Raw genomic sequence first — 20516 nt, forward strand, 5'->3', positions numbered from 1 at the left:
GCCTGTATAGTACAATGTATTAAAGAACGCGGGAAGAATTCCACAGAAAACATCATATAGAAAACATCATAGAGAACACCACACAGTATAGACATAAAGAAATCATATAAGGAAACCGTACACAGGAAGAAGGGGAAACAATGGCTTCAGAGGATGAACTTTTTGCCGAGTTTGGCGCAGATGCCGGTATGTTTTACGGCGCTCTGGTCAGAAGCACGGATAATTATATTTATATTATTAACATGAAGACTGATGTCGCACTGGTATCCCCGAATATGCAGAAAGATTTCGAGCTGGAAGGAAGACTTGTGCCGGGACTCGTTTCTGTTTGGGGGGATCTGATCAACCCTAAAGACTTCAAACGGTATTCCAGATCGATCGAGGTGATGCTGAATGGTGAGACCGATGTGCACGACGTGGAATACCAGGTGCTTAACCGAAAGGGAGAGTACGTCTGGGTATGCTGCCGCGGTGTGCTGAAGAGAAATGATGAGGGCGAGCCTGTTATTTTTGCCGGAGTGGTCACAGATCTCGGCAGCAAAGGCAAGATTGACTATACGACAGGGCTGTTTACCAACCGGGAGTGTGAGAAGGAAGTCGGCCGGATATTTGAAAATGAGGAAAACGCAGAAGGCGGTATCCTTCTTTTGGGACTGGACGATTTCGTGAGAATTAATGATTTAAACAGCCACATCTTTGGTGATGCTGTACTGCGCCAGTTTGCACAGAGCGTTCAGCAGCTTCTGCCCTCTGAGGCGGCCATGTACCGGTTTGACGGCGATGAGTTTGCCATCGTTTATCCCGGCGCGGGGGAAGAGGAACTGCGGGCGTTGTATCAGAAGATACATGCATACTGCAACAGGCCCCATAAGATCGATGACAGTTCGTATTTTCTTACGGTGTCTGTCGGCGTAGCTATAATGGGAAAAGATGGCAGTGGCTATCAGGAACTTCTGACCTGCGCGTTAAGCGCTCTCGAGGTGTCCAAACAGAATGGAAAAAATACGGTCACATTTTTTTCTCAGGATATGATGCGCATCAGAAGACGCGCGCTGGAGCTTTCCAGCCGTCTTCAGCTCAGTGTGATGAACGGGATGGAAGCATTTCACCTCGTCTATCAGCCGTTTGTGCATTCGGAGACGCTGCGGGTCTCTGGCGCCGAGGCGTTGCTTCGATGGTCCTGCGAGTCTTACGGAGTAGTTTCGCCGGTTGAATTCATACCGCTTCTGGAAGCCTGCGGCCTGATTGTGCCGGTCGGAAAATGGGTTCTGGAGGAGGCGGTGCGAACCTGCAAAAAGTGGCTCCGCTATCAGCCTGATTTTATTATGAATGTAAATATTTCCTATCTGCAGATGCTCGACGAGTCTTTTATTGATTTCGTGAGACAGATTCTGAATCAATATGATCTTCCGCCCGCCCACATCGTGCTGGAACTGACGGAGAGCTGTTTCGTCACGGATATGGAGGCGCTAAAAGAAGCCTTTAAGCTTCTGCGGAATTTGAATATACAAATTGCCATGGACGATTTCGGAACCGGATACTCTTCTCTGGGTATGCTGTCCCAGTCGCCGGCTGATATCGTGAAGATCGACCGCCTGTTTATCACCGCCATCGGGGATGAAGAGAATGAATTTAACCGGTCATTTATCGGTTCGGTCATCCAGCTCTGTCACAGAGTGGGGATTTCCGTATGCGTGGAAGGCGTAGAACGAAAGAATGAGCTGGACACGGTCTGTTCCCTGGAGGCCGACTGCATTCAGGGATATTACATATCAAAACCGCTGCTTCTGGAGGACTTTGAAAAGAAATTCTGGGATGTGTGATTTATTTAACGAACGGTAAGAAAGAGGGGGCCGCTGGCAGGTCTCTTCTTTTTTTATCGGATCAATAAAAATTTATTTTACAAAAATAATGGTAAATTTGGTAAAAACTTTAGAAAATTATAAGAATTTATTGTTGTAAAAGATTATGAGATGCCATTATAATGGGGGAGAATGGAGCGAGATATTAATCAGGAGGAAAGAGACGTATGAAAGACGAATTCAACCACGTGGAAATAGACGGTAAAGAGGCGGACGATATCCAGGTAAAGATGGATGATGTCGTGGCCGATGCTGAGGCCTTTGCAGCGGAAGAGAAAACCGTTCAGCCGGAGCGCAGCCGGAGGGGCGGGGCGAAGCCTGTACCGGTGATGGAAGATCCGATGAGCGACGAGGATTTTAACGAAGAACTGAAAGAGCTCATGGAAGAAGACACTTCCGGCAAGAAGAAAAAAAAGAAGAAGAAAAACGGAGAAAGAGGACGCCGTAAAAAATGGAGCGGCAAGAAAAAAGTCCTCGCTGGCGTCGCCATCGCGGTGGTGGTTATTTTCGGAGCCTCCAAAGTGATGGGCGGAGGCAAGGCGCCCCAGATGATGGCATCTACATTCCCTCTGACCAGGGGCGAAGTGGTGGAGATGCTTTCCGTAAGCGGTCCCGTCGAGGGAACGGACAGTGTGGAGGTGGTATCCAATTTACACGCAGAGATTCTGGAGATCCCGGTAAAAGAGGGAGACCGTGTGGAAAAGGACCAGCTGCTGGCCACTCTGGATGAGAAGGATGCGAAAAAAGAGGTTGATATCGCTCAGAATGCCTATGACCTTGCAGTTACTACATATAATGAGAAACAGATCGAGGCTGAGAACGGCTATGCCAAGGCAAAGCAGGATTACGATGCCGCCAAGGCCAATTACGACAGAACAAATGTACTGTTCCAGTCGGGAAGTGCCTCCCAGCTGGAGCTGGAGACCGCTTCCGACGCACTGAACAATGCACAGCGCGATTTAAAGACATTTACATTAAAAGACGGCAGACCAGTGGCCAATGAATCGTATTCCCTTCAGATTGAGAACGCGGCTTTCGAACTGGACCAGAAGAAGGAACTGCTGGAAAATACGCGTGTGACCAGCCCGATCGCCGGTACGGTGGTACGGGTCAACTGTAAGGTAGGCCGTTTTGCGGATAAGACAGATGACGACAAGCCGATGTTCATTATCGAGAATCTGGACGTACTGGAGATGAAGATCAATGTCAGTGAGTATTCCATCGGTAAAGTCCAGATTGGCCAGCCGGTAGAGATCAGCGCGGATATCTTAAACGGCGAGGTTGTGAAGGGCGAGGTGACAGCCATTTCCCCGACCGGTGAGGAAAAAGGAAACGGTTCCACGGAGCGCGTGATCCCGACGACGGTCCGCATTATTGACCAGAATACACGGTTGATTGCAGGCATTACTGCGAAGGCAAAGATCGAACTGCAGAAGGCGGAGGATGCGTGGGTCGTTCCGGTTTCCGCTCTGCTTCAGCAGCCGGATGGCAGCACCGCAATCGTAACGATAGAAGACAACATCGCCCATATGATCCCTGTGACCACCGGAGTTGAGAGTGATATTCAGGTGGAAGTGATCCCGGCGGAAGAAGGAAAACTGACCGAGGGAATGCAGATCGTTGAGACACCGGCGGCAAATCTTACAGACGGCATGACCGTTGTAGCTGTTCCGGCCGCACAGTAAAGGAGGAAGCAATATGTGGAAAAGGGAAAAAAGGCTTCCTTCCTACATGACCGAGAATGTATCGGATGACCTGATCCGGCTGGTGGATATGGTGAAGATATACGATACCGGATCCATCAAGGTTCTGGGCCTGAAACGAATCAATCTGACCATTAAGCGGGGAGAATTTGTGGCGATCATGGGACAGTCCGGATCCGGAAAATCCACCCTGATGAACATTCTGGGGTGCCTGGACCGTCCGACTATGGGCCATTACTATCTGGATGGAATCGATACGGCCGACATGAGTCCCGACGCGCTGTCTGCGATCAGGAACAGAAAGATCGGCTTTGTATTTCAGTCCTTCAACCTGATTTCGAGAACATCGGCACTGAAGAACGTAGAACTGCCCATGACGTATGCCCATAAATCAAAGAAAATGCGGGAACAGCGCGCGCTGGAGCTTCTGGAGCGCGTGGGCCTGGGAGAGCGGTATGAACACATGCCGAACGAACTCTCCGGCGGACAGCGGCAGAGAGTCGCCATCGCCAGGGCGCTGGCTAATGAACCGCCGCTGATTCTGGCAGATGAGCCAACCGGTAACTTAGACACCGCGTCTTCCGTGGAGATCATGGAACTGTTTTCCAGGCTGCACAAGGAAGGCGCCACGGTCGTTGTGGTTACCCATGAGGAAGACATCGCCGCATTCACGGAGCGAATTATCCGGTTCCGGGATGGCCAGGTGGTGAGTGATAAGAGAAATATTCCGAAGGAGCTTACGGAAGAGGAAGCAGTGAAAATGCAGAAAGAAGGGACGCCATGCTGCTAGAAAATATGACCATGGCGCTCCACGCCATCCGGTCTAACAAGATGCGCTCTTTCCTTACCATGCTGGGAATCATCATCGGTATCGCGTCGGTGATCGCCATCGTTTCTGTCGGTGACAGCATGCGGTCCCTCTACGCGGATGCCTATAAAAACATAGGTGTGAACCGGGCGATCGTGATGGTATCCTGGCGTGTCGATGATTTTCGAATGAGCGATTATTTCACCCTGGACGAACTGGACCGGGCGAAGGAAGTGTTTCATGACAAGATATCCTATATGGACAGCGACGCCTATGCCAGCACCGAGGCAGTTTATGGAAGAAACAAGGTAAAATACGAGTTTCAGGGGATTGATTACAATTATACGAAGGTGCAGCCCACGAACATTATTTACGGCCGTGAATTGAGCGAGGCCGATGTAAGAGGGCGCAGGAATAACGTGGTGCTGGAAGATAAGGGTGCGGAGCAGCTGTTCGGGACAGCCAATTGTGTCGGCAAAACATTCCGTATGACAATCAATAAAACCACCGAGGAATATACAGTGGTAGGCGTCTACCGCAAGGATTTGTCGCCTCTGGAGGCGATGATGATGGGGAACGGCCAGACGCAGTCGGGCTTTATGCCCTATACGATTCTCACCCGCCCCAGCGATTATTTTCAGGATTTGAACTTCTATGTGAAGGACGGCGTGGACATGAAGACATTTCTGCCTGAGATTGCCCGCTACGTTGCAAAGATAAAAGGAAGGCCGGTAACGGATATCATGACCCAGTCTGTCGTGGAACAGATGGGAAGCGTGGACAGCGTGCTCGGCGGTATGTCTGCCGCGGTAGGCGGCATTGCAGCGATTTCCCTGCTGGTAGGCGGTATCGGTATCATGAATATCATGATGGTATCCGTGACGGAGCGTACCAGGGAGATCGGAATCAGGAAGGCTCTGGGGGCCCGTACCGGCGATATCATGATGCAGTTTTTGACAGAGTCGGCGCTTATGTCGGCCTGTGGAGGCGTGATCGGAATTCTGCTGGGAGTGGGGATTGTCATGATCGGCGGAAGCGCCATGGGGATGGTCCCTGTTGTGAAGGTGTCCGTAATCATTGTGGCGGTCGGATTTTCCGCCCTGGTTGGAATCTTCTTTGGCCTGTATCCGGCATCAAAGGCGGCAAAGGCCGATCCTATCGATGCGCTGCGCTATGAATAGGGAAGGGAGAGACCATCATGCTGCTTGAAAATATGTTTATGGCACTGCATGCCATCAAAGCGAATAAGATGCGTTCCTTTCTCACCATGCTGGGAATCATCATCGGTATCGGTTCGGTGATTGCGATCGTGTCCATCGGCGACACCATGCGTTCCATGGTAGCCGATTTATATGCCAATGTGGGTATGACGCGGGCGATCATCTATATCTGGCCATCCGACGGCGGAGATATGCGGGACAGCGATTACTTTAATTTAGAGCAAATGGAACGGATTAAAGAAGTATTTCATGACGATATTGAGTATATGGATACCAACGCCTACTACAGCAGTGAAGCGCTGTTTGGCCGGAAAAAAGTGAAATTCCAGTTCCAGGGTATCGATTACAATTATCCTGACGTACAGAAGATCAATATTCTATACGGACGGAATTTAAATGAGGCTGATATTAAGGGGCGTAAAAAGAATGTGGTTCTGGAAGCGCAGGGCGCGCTGGAGCTCTTCGGAACGGAAAATGCCGTTGGCAAGACGCTGCGGACCACGGTCTATGGCGAGACGGACGATTATAATGTAGTCGGAGTATATAAAAAAGAGATGACACCGTTCGAAGCGATGATGATGTCCATGATGCCGGGGCAGACGAAGGAGGGATTTATCCCGTACACAATCCTTTCGTGGCCCAATGATTATCTGTTCCAGCTGAACTTTTATGCGAAAGAAGGGACGGATATGAACGAACTGTCTGGGCGTATGGTCCCTTATCTTGCAAGGCTTAAGGATCGGCAGCCGGCGGATGTGACATTTTATTCTGCACTCGATGAGATGAAGGGGAACGACAGCATGATGAGCAGCCTGTCCGCCGCTGTAGGCGGGATAGCGGCCATTTCTCTGCTGGTCGGAGGAATCGGAATCATGAATATCATGCTGGTGTCTGTAACGGAAAGAACCAGGGAAATCGGAATCAGAAAGGCCCTTGGGGCGAAGACTCGGGATGTTATGATACAGTTTTTGACGGAATCCGCGATTCTGTCCGCATTGGGAGGCATTCTCGGCGTGATGATCGGCGCGGGGCTGGTCATGGGCGGCGGCGCGATGTTCGGAATTTCTGTGGTAGTGAAACCCCAGGTCGTCGTCGTGGCGGTTGGCTTTTCCGCTCTGGTCGGCCTGTTCTTTGGCCTGTATCCGGCGTCAAAGGCGGCGAAAAAAGACCCGATCGACGCGCTGCGGTACGAATAAAAGTTTTCGAAATCATGAAGAAATAAGTGTATGTGGCCGGGGATTTTCCTGTATTTTACAGGGGTGTCCCCGGTTTTGAACTTTACAAAATTATAAAAATCTCCAGATGGGTCTCGCCAAGTAAAAAGTTCTATGCTATAATAAGATGATATGTTATGGTGTATTGAGGAGAGCCTATGCTGAGTGAAGAAAAAATCAAAATCATGACGAACCTCGCCATGTTCGAGAAAAAAGAGGGGAACAGGATATTTCCCGTAAACCGGTATTTTAAAAGTGATTATATCAGCAGCAAACTGCTGCGTTCCTTTTTCAGTTATACCCTGAGTTTTCTGTTGGGCCTTGTCTTGTGGGTGCTCTGTGATATTGAAAAGTGGCTGAATGTCATGCGGATCGAGAGTCTCATTGAACTGGGTATGAAGGTGGGCTTGATCTATCTGGCCGGACTGGTGGTCTACCTCATCATAAGCCTGTGCATTTATGCGAGGCGATACGACTACGCGAGCCGTGGGATGAAGGTCTATATGGCAAAACTTAAGAGGCTGGACAAACGTTATGAAGGTAATTCCAGACCCGGAGCGCGGACTAAAGGAGGACGGACCCAATGATGAGTCTTCTTGTTTTCAAGGAACGATTAAAGGAATTTTATGCAAAGTTTGACATTTATATTACGCCGGTAATCAAGTTTGTATACAGTTACCTTGCGTTCTGGCTGATGAACCGGAATATCGGTTTCATGACAAAGCTAACGAATCCGCTCGTTCCTCTGGTGCTGGCGCTGGCGTGTTCGTTTCTGCCATACAGTGCGATCAGCTTTCTGGCGGCGGCGTTTATGCTGGCTCACTTATGGGCGGTATCCTTTGAGGTTACACTGGTTATGGCGGTGTTTGTCCTGGTGGTTGCACTTTTATACTACGGCTTCCATCCCGGTGACAGCTGTCTTCTGATCCTCACACCGATCTTTTTCGTACTGAAGATTCCGTACGCGATTCCACTGATTGTCGGCCTTTCAGGCGGCATGATTTCCGTGATTCCGGTGGGGTGCGGCATTTTTATCTATTATACGCTTCTGTATGTCAAACAGAACGCGGGGGTTCTGACCAATGAGATATCAGCCGATATGATGCAGCGCTTTTCCCAGATCGTGAAGAGCCTCTTCGGGAATAAGCTGATGTTAGTGCTGATTGCGGCTTTTGCGGCTGCGATCATTGTAGTGTTCATTCTTAAGAATATGTCTTTCGACTACTCCTGGATCATCGCTATTGTGGCGGGTACCATCGCCCAGCTGGTGGTGATTTTTATCGGAGATATTACCATGGATGTATCAGTTCCGGTAAGTGAGCTCATTATAGGAGTGGTGGTTTCTTTAATCTTGTCGGGGATTTATACGTTTTTCGTCTTCGCAGTGGATTATTCGCGGACCGAATACGTTCAGTTTGAGGATGACGATTATTATTATTACGTGAAGGCGGTGCCGAAGATGACGGTGAGCACGCCCGACGTAAAGGTTCAAAAAATAAATGCCAGAAAACTCCAGAGACCACAGCGTTAGGCGAAACTGGAAAAAGGGAGGTGGACTTTCGTGGCAGATATTATAGATGGATTATATTCCTGGGTTTCTTTCTTACCAAGGATAACCAAGACGAATCTCGTTGAGATTATTATCATAGCGATACTGCTTTATGAGCTGCTTGTCTGGATTATGAATACGAGAGCCTGGACTCTCTTAAAAGGAATTCTGTTAATACTGTTTTTCTATGTGCTGACCTATATCTTCCGTCTTGATAATATCAAGTGGATTTTAAATACGATAGCGACGCCGGCAGTGACGATGGCGATCGTGATCTTCCAGCCGGAGCTTCGAAAGGCGCTGGAACAGCTGGGAAGCAGAAACCCGCTTACAGGAATTCTTACCTTTGATGACGGAAAGGACAATTCCGCATTTACCGACCGGACGATCAACGAGCTGGTGAAAGCTACTTTTGAGATGGCCAAGGTAAAGACGGGAGCACTCATGGTGATAGAGCGCGGCGACTCCTTAAAGGAGATCGAACGAACCGGCATTGAGATTAACGGTCTGGTGTCAAGCCAGCTTCTGATTAATATATTCGAACACAACACACCACTCCACGATGGGGCGGTGGTCATACACGGTAACCGGGTGGCGGCTGCGACATGCTATTTACCGCTGTCCGACAACATGTCCATCAGCAAGGAACTGGGAACGAGGCACCGTGCCGCGGTTGGCGTCAGCGAGGTAACAGACAGTCTGACCATCGTGGTCTCTGAGGAGACGGGGCGTGTCTCTGTCGCTTCGGAAGGCGGATTAAAGCGCGCGGTTGACGCGGATGCGCTGCGGGAACTGCTTATGGATATCAAACACGTGGAAGGAGAAGGCAGCAGATTTAAGATATTGAAGGGAAGGCGGAAAAATGAAGGAAAAATTGCTAAATAATCTCGGCCTGAAAGTCGTTTCTCTCGTTCTTGCCTTTGTTATCTGGATGGCGATTGTCAACATTTCTAATCCCGTTGTTTCCGGACAGCCGTTTACAATCCCGGTGGATGTCCGTAATAAGGAAATCCTGGATAATGCCAATCTGACGTATGAAATTATCGGCAAGGACAGCGTTACAGTAAGTTACCAGGTAAACACGAGAAACAGCTCGCTGTTCCGGGAATCCGATTTCAGCGCGTATATTGATTTAAAGGACTATAACGATGTGACAGGCGCGGTGCCGGTCACCATAGAGGTGAATAAAAACAAGGTATCCCTGATCAGAAACGGGGAAGTGACGGCGAAGCCAATGGTTCTCCATGTGAAAACGGAAGCCATGCAGAATAAGAAGTTTGACTTAAAGGTGAATTACGTAGGAGAGGTGGAAGACGGCTACGCGTCAGGAATTACCACCCTGTCCTCCGATTACGTGGTGGCGCGCGCGCCGGAATCCGTGATTGGCAAGATTGCGTCGATCGGTATTGAGATTAACCGGGAAGGAGCCAACGCGGACTTAGATGGCTACGTAACGCCCAAGTGCTATGACGCGAACGATAAAGAACTGACGGATCTCGGAGATGAACTGACGATTACTCCGGAAAACATCCATTATAACATGGCGATCCTGAAGGCCAAGGAACTGACACTGAATTTCGAAGTGAAAGGAACTGTGGCCCCCGGCTACCGGTTCACAGGAGTGGAGAGCGACTTGAAAGTTGTTCCTGTGGTTGCGACGAAGTCAGTGCTGGCGTCTGTCAATGCGCTTTCTGTTGTCGATGACAAGCTTACCATCGACGGAGCGACTACAGACAAGGTGATCCATCTTGATCTGAACGATTATCTGCCTCCGAGCACGACGATCGCACCGAATGCCCAGAGCCAGGTGACGGTTACCTTAAAGGTAGAACCGCTGACGACAAAGTCCTACACTCTTAAGCTGGCCGATTTAGCCAGCAGTGGTTCAGACCCTGATTATGAGTATACCTTCAGCAAGGACAGCGTGGATGTGACGGTCAGGGGGCTGAAGGAAGATTTGGATACACTGGATATTAAGGATTTGAATGCCGCGCTCGATATGACCGGACTGGAGCCTGGAACCCATGCAGGTAAGCTTACCTTCGAGGTGGGAGAAGGGTTTGAAGTGGTGAATTATTCTGACTTTGAAGTGACTGTTGTCTCTGATAACGAGGATGAGAGTGAAGGTCCTGGACAGACGACAGCTGACCAGGAGACGGATGAACCAGCAACCGCCGGTACTTCAAAAAAAGCAGCAGAATAAGAATCAGTAACGATGTGTGGAGGGATAGAATATGGTCAGTGCTAAAGTTGTCATAAAGAATCCTACCGGCCTTCATTTACGGCCGGCGGGGATTCTTTGTAAGGAAGCTATGAACTTCAAGTCTTCGGTGAATTTTCGTTTTAAAAATACCACCGCCAATGCAAAGAGCGTGCTCAGCGTATTGGGCGCCTGCGTAAAAAGCGGCGATGAGATTGAATTCGTCTGTGAGGGAGTGGACGAAAAAGAGGCTCTGGCTGCCATGGTTCAGGCTGTCGAAGACGGACTGGGCGAATAAATTTATTTTATAATTAATAAGGAGGTCTTGTTATGATGAAAGGAACAAGCGCATCTGCGGGTATCGGCATTGGGAAAGCCGCTATCGTGGAAGAGACAGAACTGGTGATTAAGAAGGAGACGATCTCCGATGCAGCGGCTGAGAAGGAACGTTTCCGTGCGGCCCTAAATCAGGCGATGGAGGAGACGGATGCTCTGGCTAAGGATCTGGCTACGAGAGTGGGAGAGAAGGAGGCCGAGATTTTAAACGGTCATTTAATGCTTCTTTCTGATCCGATGCTGACAGGCGAGATAGAGAACACGATCGCAGGGGAGAATGCGTGCAGTGAATACGCGATCGAGAACGTCTGCAACATGTATGCCGATATGTTCGCGTCCATGGGAGACGAGCTGATGCAGCAGAGAGCAACCGATATGCGTGATATCAAGACACGTATGCAGAAGATATTACTCGGTGTCAGTTCCGTGGATATCGCCTCACTGCCGGCTGGCAGCATCATCGTTGCAAAGGATTTAACTCCATCCATGACGGCCGGTATCAATCCGGACAATGTATGTGGTATTGTAACGGAATTAGGCGGAAAGACCTCTCACAGCGCGATTCTGGCAAGAGCCCTGGAGATCCCGGCGGTGGTTGCGGTAGAGGGGTTCATAAACAATGTAAAGGACGGAGATACTGTGGTTCTGGACGGATCGGAAGGAATCGTATTCGTGAATCCGGAGGAAACGGTCACTGCGGAATATGAGACAAAGAGAACCGCTTATTTAAAAGAAAAGAAGGAACTGGACCAGTACATCGGAAAGCCAACCGTAACGAAGGATGGAGTGACCATCGAACTGGTTGCCAACATCGGCAAACCGGAAGATGTGGACAAGGTTCTTCAGTACGACGCAGAAGGCATTGGCCTGTTCCGTACGGAATTCCTGTTTATGGACCGGAATTCCATGCCGACTGAGGACGAGCAGTTTGAGGCGTATCAGAAGGTAGCCATTGCCATGAACGGCAAGCCTGTGATTATCCGTACACTGGATATCGGCGGCGACAAAGAGATTCCATATATGGGATTAAAGAAAGATGAAAATCCATTCCTGGGCTACCGGGCCATCCGTTTCTGCCTGGACCGCAGGGAAGATGTATACAGACCGCAGCTTCGTGCGCTTCTGCGCGCAAGTGCGTTCGGCAATATAAAGATTATGGTTCCGATGGTAACATGCCTGGAGGAATTCCGGGAAGCGAAGGCTATGATCGAAGAAGTGAAAGCAGAGCTGGATTTAAAGGGAATCGCCTATAAGAAGGATATCCAGGTGGGTATCATGGTGGAGACCGCAGCCGCGTCCTTAATGGCCGATGCGTTCGCGAAGGAAGTGGATTTCTTCAGCATCGGAACAAACGACTTAACACAGTACACCATGTCGGTAGACAGAGGAAATGACAAGGTATCCTACCTTTACTCCCCGTTAAACCCGGCTGTACTCCGCAGCATCCGCCACATCATCCAGTGCGGCCGCAAGGAGGGCATCATGGTAGGCATGTGCGGCGAAGCGGCCAGCGATCCGCTGATGATTCCGCTGCTGCTGGCCTTTGGCTTAAATGAGTTCAGTATGAGCGCTTCCGCGGTCTTAAACGCAAGAAAGCTGATCACAGGCTACAGCATCGCAGAACTGCAGGCAATTGCAGATAAGGCAATGTCGTTTGTGACAACCAAAGAAGTTGAGGCATACATGCGCGAACTGCAATGAGCGGAGCGTAGTCGAGGTGCACTGCGGGGTTGAACGAAGCGCTCATAGGCTGCACTGCAATCTCAAGCTGAATTTACGAATTATAAAATCCTGAAAGGAAGGCAGCTGTCGCATTGGCGGCTGCCTTCCTGTGATGAAGGAGACAAACTAATATGGGTGTATATCTGATTTGTTACGCAGCCAGTTATCTGTTTGCGAGGGCGGGGTATTACTGGCTTTCGGGCCTTGTTCTTATCCTGGCGGCTGTCTGGCTGTACTGGTACGATTATAAGAGGACGGAGAATATCATTCATCTTCGCGGGCTTTTCTCCCTGTTCTGGGTTGGAGGACAGGGGATTGCGTGTCTGAAGCTGTCTGAGCTGTCGTCGGACTGGAATATAGTCACATGGCTCTGTTTCCTGGTGGCGCTTTTAGGCTTCTGGGTGACGTATGAGTTCCTGATGAGGGCTCAGGGAGAGTCGGGAGGCCAGCGTTCCAGATGGTTTAATTTTCAGGGCTATGAGAGGCCGCTGTTCTGGTCCATGGTCATCGTTACCGCGGTGTCCCTGGGGGCGTTTCTGGCAGAGGCCCTGATCCTGGGATTCGTTCCGTTTTTCGTACGGGGCGTGCCGCATGCGTATTCGACCTTCCATATCACGGGAGTTCACTATTTTACGGTTTCATGCGTCCTGGTGCCGGCGCTGTCCGTGCTCTATTTCTGTATCGAGCAGGGGCGGAACGGCGTGCGTATGATGCTGGTGATCCTCATGGATCTGATCGCCTGTGCGATTCCGGTTCTCTGCGTGTCCCGTTTCCAGCTGATTCTGGCTGTAGGGCTGGCAGTACTTACGTATATCGCCATGGACAACCGGCTGAAGATATCTTACGCTATAGGCCTCGTGCTGGGAATGATTCCCATCTATGTGCTGCTGACCTATGCGAGAGGCCATGACGTTTCGTATTTAAATGGAATCTTCCAGATGAAGAACAGCGAGATGCCGATCTTTGTCACACAGCCTTATATGTATATTGCCAATAACTACGATAACTTTAACTGTATGGTGGAATGGCTACCATCCCATACCTTCGGCCTTCGGATGCTGTTCCCCCTGTGGGCGCTGACCGGACTGAAGTTCCTGGTTCCCTCCCTGGTGGATTTTCCAATCTATGTGACGAAGGAGGAGTTGACGACGGTCACGCTGTTTTACGATTCCTTCTATGATTTTGGAATCATCGGCGTTGTTCTGTTTGCCTGTATTCTGGGCGCGGTTGCATTTCTGCTGGTCCGGATGATGAAGCGGATACGCAATCCGGTGGGCTATCTGTTTTATGCCCAGTTTGCGATGTATCTGGTGCTGTCCTTCTTCACCACATGGTTCAGCAATCCGGCCACCTGGTTTTATTTGATTATTACAGGCCTGCTATGGGGCTTCTGCTCCTGGCGTAATGACGGAAGACACGGGTAATCCTGAGAGGCGGGATAACCCCGTGTCTTTCGCCTGTTCTCCGGCACTAAGTGCCTTCGAACAATTTTGTATTGCAGATATTTACAGAAAGAGGAGTAAGCAATGGAAAAAGAAGATATCAGAGTAACACACGTCATCATACATATTCTGGATTCCACCGTGGGGACGGCGGTGATGTCAGGGGGCCTTTTGGAGCACGGATCCGATTTTTCCGATTTTGTGAGAAGCCATATTTACCGGGTCATGACCAGCGACGAGGGAAAATCCTGCCAGTTTGACGGGGATTCCCCGGTTTACCAGATGGTCTCGGAGATGGATGAGGACACGTTTATCCAGAAGTCTCAGGAGATCGCCCAGAAGCTGTTTGACATCATGTATTCCAACATTGAGATTCCGTCCGCGGATTTGATGGTAGTGCGGTACGACGCGGGACAGCAGTGCGGAATCGCCCTGCTTAAGATGAACTATAAGTCCTCCTATACTCATATGACGAACTATACGGAAAATGGAAACTGCAACGACATTATCCGCCAGAACGCCATTCTTCCGGCGGAAAATCAGAAGCTGACAGAGGCGTGCCTGATCGACTTAAATGATTACTCACTGCGTGTGATGGAAAAAAAGTATGAGGTCAACGGGGTGAAGACCAATTACTTCTCCCAGATGTTTTTGCAGTGCCACGGCAGCATGTCTCCGAAAACGGAGCTCTCGATCGTAACCAAGGCAGTGGAACAGGTGCAGAAGGGATATTATGATGAGTCTGAGCAGTGGGAAGCCCACATGGAGGCGAAGAGCATCTTAAGCCAGGAGCTGGCGGAGCAGGGCAGCATCGACATTCCAACCGTAGCGGAAAAGATTTTCCACGAAAAACCGGAACTGAAGGAAGAATTTACGGAGAAGATGGAAAAATACAATCTTTCGGAAAAACAGGTGACACCTCAGAACCCATCCACCACCAAAAAATTCGAAAAACAGTATCTGACCACCGATACCGGTATCGAGATTAAGATTCCCATGGAGGAATATCAGAACAGAAACTCTGTGGAATTTATTACGAACGCGGATGGGAGCATATCCGTGCTGATTAAAAACATCGGGAGCATTACCAGCAGGTAATGTTCCCGACGTTTTATAATGTCATTTATGTATTTATTGTTTACGAATCCATATTCTCGTCCGATCCCTTACCCGATTTGCGATCTTCCTTATCCGATCCCTGATCCGTCAAATCCCCGGTCTTCTGCGCGGTGGCTCTCTTTGCCTTTTCTTCCGCATAGATCCTGTCGACCTTCCGGTTATGGCGCCGGACGATGGAAATAACAATAGCCGTGAGTAGGGCTAACGGAATCCAGAAAGGACATGTGGTGATGAAGAGGATCAGTAGATTCGTCAGGGCTGTGACGATGGACTCGAAATTCTTTGCGAGCCCGTTTTTAATTCGTGCTCCGGTTGTCTCCGGTGTGACAGGCGTGTAGGCCGTCACTTCTGAAATGCTTAAATAGACGGTACTGTAATCCACCTGATTGTCGTAGAGGCGAAGCTGGGACTCCATGGATTCCAGCTGGTAGCGGATATCAGAGAGCCGCTGTTCCAGCGTGATGACCGTATCGATGGACTCGGCCTTCTCCAAAAATTGCCAGATGCGTTCCTGCTCGATCTCCAGTGACTTTTTCCGGCTTTCCACGTCACTGTACTGGAGTGTTACGTCCTGCGTGGACTCTGATTTGTTGGTGACGTTACCGCTGTCACTGACTGCTCCCACGAAACGGTCCAGTTTATCGTTGGGGATGCGCGCGGTGATGTTGCCGTACCGGGGAACAGGCTCTCCGCGATAGTTCAAGCTGGTGCCGGAGATATCGGACTGTTCGATGTAGCCGCCTGCTTCAGACAGTTTGGCATTGATGCCGGAGATCATCTTGTCGAATTCTTCCGTCTCCACCTGCATCGTGATGTTGCGGATCAGTTTGCGCCCTTCTGGCAGGAGCGGAGTACCTGACGCATCCATCTCCAGTTCGCCGCCAGAACCGCTTTCGGATTTTTGAGATGCAGAGTCATAGGTCACAGAGGTGTTTGACACGGTTTCGGCGGCTGCCTCTGTGTATGCCGCTGTCGCTTCTGCTACCATTGAAGATTTGCTGCCCGAGCCGCATGCGGTGATTCCGATCACAGCGGCAAAGAGCGGAATCATAAGTGAAACCACTTTTTTCATAATAATTCTCCTCCCTGAGAATGGATTAAATTTGGTTTCAGGGCGTACAGATGACAGAAAGTAATTTTCCGCTACGCCCTAGTAAGAGAATACCATGGCAGAAAATGGATTGCAACGAAAGTAATAAAGGATTAAGAAAACATTAGATGTTTGGAAACAATATTAAGAAAAAATGAAAAACAAATCTGCAAAGACGAAATAAAAGAGAAAGAAAGCATACTTGACAGTCTATATAAAAGGCGGTACCATAGACTTATAGAAAAAGGAATCGCGCTGGGATTATCGGAAGGTTCCGGTGCGGGGAAGGGAGTAATATATGGGGAAGAAGTGGAGGACCGCTGTTGTTGCCGCGGCGCTCAGTGCGGTAATGGCATCATCGGCATTTGCCGGAACCTGGGAGAATCAGGAGGGAAGATGGAAGTATCACAACGATGACGGCAGCTATGCGGCAGCCCAGTGGGTAGAGGACCAGGGAACCTGGTATTACGTGGAGCAGGACGGCTTTATGAAGACCGGCTGGTTCCAGGATGGCGCCGGAGTATGGTACTATTTTGATGAGAATACGGGGGCCATGGTTTCTGGCACAACCCGGAATATCGGGGGAACCGATTATACGTTTGACGGTTCCGGAGCGTGGGTACAGCCGCAGGTACGGCTGAATGACGGCTGGAACGGGACGACCTACGTGAACCGGCTGGTTGGATACCAGATTACACTGCCGGATTCCTATCAGGCTGTTTCGGGGAATACCGTCTCTCTGCCGGAGGAGGCACAGTATGACATGGTGGCGTCAGCGCCCGACGGCAACAGTATCATCGTCACCGCCATTATCAATATGTCTGAGCTGGACGGGGAAAACTGGTCGGATGAGGAACTGGCCTATTACTTTAAATATATTTATAGAAGCGAAAGCGATGTCATCGGCGCTTCCTTCAACGATCTGGGGTTCGCAAAGATCACGTTAATACAGAGTGAAGAGGGAATTGCTGATGTCTATTTCAAACGCTGCGGCTCCTATGTACTGATGATTGAGACCGTGTTTATTCCATCGAGATGGCAGGAGATTGACGATATTCTTCACACAATGAAGATTCCAAACTGATGGATTCCAAACGGCTGGATTCCAAACAGAAGACAGGATAAGAATTACGCACGGGCGAAGCGGTATGCCCTTTTGGCAGGCAGCCTGTTATCCAGGCTGCCTGTTTTACGTCTTTTTCGCATCGGAGGGGGTGGATTCAAAGTATTTTTTGTACGCCCTGGAAAATGTAGAATAGTTTTTAAAGCCGCAGTCAAAGCATACACTGGTAACGGGCGTCCCACTGCGAAGCAGATCCCGCGCCAGTAAAAGGCGCTTTTCGGTTATGTAATTACCAAGGGTATAGCCTGTGGCCTGTTTGAACAGGTGCATCAGATGGTAGCGGCTCAAATAAGCGGCGTCGGCGATCTGATCTACGGTCAGATCCTCTGTCAGATGCCCGGCTATGTATTCCATGACTGCGGAGATTCTGCGGTCGCCGGTGCCGGGGGAGATGTATTCCACCCGTCCGGTCAGGGCGGCGCGGTTTAATTTGATCATGAACTCCAGAAATACCACCTGGCAGTACAGCTCTTTGGCGTATCCATCGTGGGCGCAGGCGTATTCTAAATCGGTGATAGTCTTAAAGAGTCCGCTCTTCTCCAGCGAATGAATCCGCAGCACGTTGGAACGCAGCTCCTTCGCCTTATGGAAGCAGTCGCTTAAGTCGTAGGTGTCGGAACGGTAGGAGGTGATGAAGCGGGGGGAGAGATAGACGATGATCCGTTCATAGGGAACCGACGGGTCGATGTCCGGCCTGTGAATATCGTTATGGCTTACAAGTACGATATCGTAAGGCTGCAGCTCATACGCCTGGCCTTCGATCCGGTATGTCACACGGCCCCGGATGAAGATGATAATTTTATCGAAATCGTGGTAGTGGTATTCAAAATCCTGTTTTTTTGTATCGGTCAAATGGAACAGCCGAAAGTCGCTGTTTAAGTACCCTCTTTTTTCGTAGCCGGTCATAAGTTCTTGTTTCCTTTCCTCAACGGTTCTATTATACAGCAATAGACACAATATGCAATAAAAACAGCATAATATCGATAGAATTGATAAATAATGCTGGCTATAATAGAGAAAAAGAATGAATGACAAAAGAGGGAATTAATCATGAAGATTATTGTTTTAGCAGGCGGATACAGTCCGGAGCGGGATGTGTCCCTGTCCTCGGGCTCTTTAATTGCCAATGCGCTGATGGAGCAGGGCCATGAAGTCTTTTTCCTGGATCCCTGGCTGGGAATCAAGGCAGGGGAGCGGGTTCATTACAGGACCAGGGAAGAAGGGCTGGGCTTTGCTTACGAAATCGGCGGGGAAGCCCCTGACTTAGAGCTGCTCGGAACAGAGACCGGTGCGAAAAAATCACTGATTGGCCCTGGCGTTCTGGAGGCATGTCGGGAGGCGGACATGGTGTTTATCGCGCTCCACGGCAGCACAGGAGAGAACGGACAGATCCAGGCAGTACTGGAGGCGTACGGAATTCCCCATACGGGCAGCGGTTATATGGGAAGTTTACTGGCAATGGATAAGAATATTTCCAAGATTTTGATGCGGGCGGCCGGAGTGGCTACTCCTGACTGGTATCTTGCAGAAAAGGGAAAATGCAGTCAGCCGGAATTTCTGCCCTGTGTCGTAAAGCCTCTGGACTGCGGTTCCAGTGTGGGAGTCACAATCGTAGACAAGGAAGAAGAATGGCATACGGCTCTGGAAGCAGCATTTTCCTATGGCGACCGCGTACTGGTGGAGAAAAAGATTACGGGACGGGAGTTCTCTGTAGGCGTACTGGGCGGAAGAGCCCTGCCTGCTATCGAGATCATACCGGAAAAAGGATTTTACGATTATAAAAACAAGTACCAGCCCGGCATGACCAGAGAGATCTGTCCGGCCGGGATCGATGAAAAGCAGGAGTCAAGGCTGGAAGCCGCCGCTCTGACGGTCCATCGTATTCTGGAACTGGGATACTATTCCAGAGTCGATTTTCTGATGGCTGGAGACGGCGCCATCTACTGTCTGGAAGCCAACACACTTCCGGGTATGACGCCTTTCAGCCTTCTTCCGCAGGAGGCGAAGGCAGCCGGAATCACATATCAGGAATTATGCGAAGCAATTGTCAAAAATGGGAAAGGAGCCGCATTATGAAGATTACATTAGAGAAATACCATGGACTCGGAAACGATTACCTGATCTTCGATCCGAATAAAAATGAATTAAAGCTCACAAAGGAGGCGGTACGGCTGATCTGCAACCGCAATTTCGGCGTCGGATCGGACGGCCTTCTCGTCGGCCCGATTCTGGGGGAAGACAAGATGACGTTGAAGATATTGAACCCGGATGGCAGCGAGGCGGAGTTAAGCGGAAACGGTGTCCGGATATTCGGCAAATACTTAAAGGACGCGGGCTATGTGCAGAAAAATCATTTTTCGGTCAACACCTTAAGCGGGGAACAGCAGATCCACTACCTGAATGAGGAAGGAACGAGAATCAAGGTTTCCATGGGGCATTTAAGCTTCTGGAGCGACGAAATCCCGATGACGGGGCCGAGGCGTGAAGTCTTAAATGAGACGATGATGTTCGGCAGCATTCCGTACCGGGTGACCTGTGTCTCCATCGGCAATCCTCACTGCGTGATCTGGCTGAGTGATATATCAAAGGATCTGGCCTGCCGCATCGGCCGCCACTCCGAAGCGGCTGAGTGTTTCCCGGAAAAGGTAAACACCGAACTCCTCAGAGTGGTGGACAGAACCAACATCGAAATTGAGATCTATGAGAGAGGCGCAGGCTATACTCTCGCATCCGGAACCAGCGGCTGCGCCGCCGCCGGAGCAGCCTACAAGATGGGCCTCACCGATCCCAAGATGTACGTCCATATGCCGGGCGGAGTGCTTGAAGTGGAAATCGAGGAGGACGGTTCCGTCCTGATGACCGGAGACGTGGGCTACGTCGGAAAATTTACCTTATCCCACGAAATGGTGGAGCAGCTGCGCAGCCTGTGAGTCCTGGTATTGACAGCTTGAAAAGCGGGTGAAACTTGCCGCAAGGATGTATCCTGTATACACCTTTATGCGGGCAAATTTCACCCGCTTTTTCGTTATGTACCGCAATTTTCCCCGCCCAACATCAATTTCGTTTTGTTGACGTACCTCCTCCCATAGCTTATAATAGATAATAATTGCGATAGAATGCCGGCGGTA

Annotated in this window: 18 protein-coding genes; 16 read left to right on the plus strand and 2 right to left on the minus strand. The window is 49.9% G+C overall.

Annotation, left to right across the window (positions count from 1 at the left end; genetic code table 11):
- The first annotated feature begins 140 nt into the window (after positions 1-140).
- From H8S75_RS01445 to H8S75_RS01505, 13 genes are all read left to right on the plus strand, one after another.
- Positions 141-1823, plus strand: a complete 1683-nt coding sequence (locus H8S75_RS01445; protein ID WP_187018782.1) for a bifunctional diguanylate cyclase/phosphodiesterase — start codon at positions 141-143, stop codon at positions 1821-1823.
- Positions 1824-2029: 206 nt separating this feature from the next.
- Positions 2030-3547, plus strand: a complete 1518-nt coding sequence (locus H8S75_RS01450; protein WP_187018784.1) for an efflux RND transporter periplasmic adaptor subunit — start codon at positions 2030-2032, stop codon at positions 3545-3547.
- A gap of 13 nt (positions 3548-3560) precedes the next feature.
- The gene (locus tag H8S75_RS01455) at positions 3561-4355 is read left to right on the plus strand and encodes an ABC transporter ATP-binding protein (RefSeq protein ID WP_187018786.1); all 795 of its coding nucleotides are present in this window, start codon (positions 3561-3563) and stop codon (positions 4353-4355) included.
- Positions 4346-5554, plus strand: a complete 1209-nt coding sequence (locus H8S75_RS01460) for an ABC transporter permease (RefSeq protein WP_002603143.1) — start codon at positions 4346-4348, stop codon at positions 5552-5554. The genes H8S75_RS01455 and H8S75_RS01460 overlap by 10 nt, the downstream gene beginning before the upstream one ends.
- Before the next feature lie 17 nt (positions 5555-5571).
- Positions 5572-6789, plus strand: coding sequence for an ABC transporter permease (locus tag H8S75_RS01465; protein ID WP_187018789.1), 1218 nt, complete (start codon positions 5572-5574; stop codon positions 6787-6789).
- A gap of 176 nt (positions 6790-6965) precedes the next feature.
- Positions 6966-7394 (plus strand): hypothetical protein, encoded by a 429-nt coding sequence (locus tag H8S75_RS01470; protein WP_187018791.1) that lies wholly within the window; start codon positions 6966-6968, stop codon positions 7392-7394.
- Positions 7391-8338 carry an ABC transporter permease gene (locus tag H8S75_RS01475; protein WP_187018793.1) on the plus strand — a complete coding sequence of 316 codons (948 nt, stop codon included), beginning with the start codon at positions 7391-7393 and terminating at the stop codon, positions 8336-8338. The genes H8S75_RS01470 and H8S75_RS01475 overlap by 4 nt, the downstream gene beginning before the upstream one ends.
- A gap of 30 nt (positions 8339-8368) precedes the next feature.
- Complete coding sequence (gene cdaA / locus H8S75_RS01480) at positions 8369-9241, plus strand: diadenylate cyclase CdaA (RefSeq protein WP_187018795.1); 873 nt, start codon at positions 8369-8371, stop codon at positions 9239-9241.
- Complete coding sequence (locus tag H8S75_RS01485) at positions 9219-10559, plus strand: CdaR family protein (RefSeq protein WP_187018797.1); 1341 nt, start codon at positions 9219-9221, stop codon at positions 10557-10559. The genes cdaA and H8S75_RS01485 overlap by 23 nt, the downstream gene beginning before the upstream one ends.
- Before the next feature lie 31 nt (positions 10560-10590).
- Complete coding sequence (locus tag H8S75_RS01490; protein WP_002603149.1) at positions 10591-10854, plus strand: HPr family phosphocarrier protein; 264 nt, start codon at positions 10591-10593, stop codon at positions 10852-10854.
- A gap of 32 nt (positions 10855-10886) precedes the next feature.
- Positions 10887-12593, plus strand: coding sequence for a phosphoenolpyruvate--protein phosphotransferase (gene ptsP / locus H8S75_RS01495; RefSeq protein WP_187018799.1), 1707 nt, complete (start codon positions 10887-10889; stop codon positions 12591-12593).
- A 152-nt stretch (positions 12594-12745) separates the two neighbouring features.
- Positions 12746-14038, plus strand: coding sequence for an O-antigen polymerase (locus H8S75_RS01500; protein ID WP_187018801.1), 1293 nt, complete (start codon positions 12746-12748; stop codon positions 14036-14038).
- Between the two features lie 102 nt (positions 14039-14140).
- Positions 14141-15154, plus strand: a complete 1014-nt coding sequence (locus H8S75_RS01505) for a nucleoid-associated protein (protein WP_187018803.1) — start codon at positions 14141-14143, stop codon at positions 15152-15154.
- Between the two features lie 40 nt (positions 15155-15194).
- Here H8S75_RS01505 and H8S75_RS01510 read toward each other — a convergent pair whose 3' ends face one another.
- Entirely contained in the window at positions 15195-16247 is a 1053-nt protein-coding gene (locus tag H8S75_RS01510) for a DUF4349 domain-containing protein (protein WP_187018805.1), read from the minus strand.
- 316 nt (positions 16248-16563) lie between these two features.
- Between H8S75_RS01510 and H8S75_RS01515 the strand changes: the two genes are divergently transcribed.
- Positions 16564-17349, plus strand: coding sequence for a choline-binding protein (locus H8S75_RS01515; protein WP_187018807.1), 786 nt, complete (start codon positions 16564-16566; stop codon positions 17347-17349).
- 105 nt (positions 17350-17454) lie between these two features.
- On the opposite strand, the gene H8S75_RS01520 is transcribed toward H8S75_RS01515, so the two are convergent.
- Positions 17455-18294, minus strand: coding sequence for a helix-turn-helix domain-containing protein (locus H8S75_RS01520; protein WP_002603155.1), 840 nt, complete (start codon positions 18292-18294; stop codon positions 17455-17457).
- A 144-nt stretch (positions 18295-18438) separates the two neighbouring features.
- On the opposite strand from H8S75_RS01520, the gene H8S75_RS01525 reads away from it, so the two are divergent.
- Positions 18439-19464 carry a D-alanine--D-alanine ligase family protein gene (locus tag H8S75_RS01525; protein ID WP_187018809.1) on the plus strand — a complete coding sequence of 342 codons (1026 nt, stop codon included), beginning with the start codon at positions 18439-18441 and terminating at the stop codon, positions 19462-19464.
- Positions 19461-20318 (plus strand): diaminopimelate epimerase, encoded by an 858-nt coding sequence (dapF, locus tag H8S75_RS01530; protein WP_187018811.1) that lies wholly within the window; start codon positions 19461-19463, stop codon positions 20316-20318. Before H8S75_RS01525 ends, dapF begins: the two co-directional genes overlap by 4 nt.
- Positions 20319-20516 lie beyond the last annotated feature (198 nt).

The organism is Hungatella hominis, from assembly GCF_014288005.1.
In the GTDB taxonomy this organism is placed as follows: Bacteria; Bacillota; Clostridia; order Lachnospirales; family Lachnospiraceae; genus Hungatella; species Hungatella effluvii.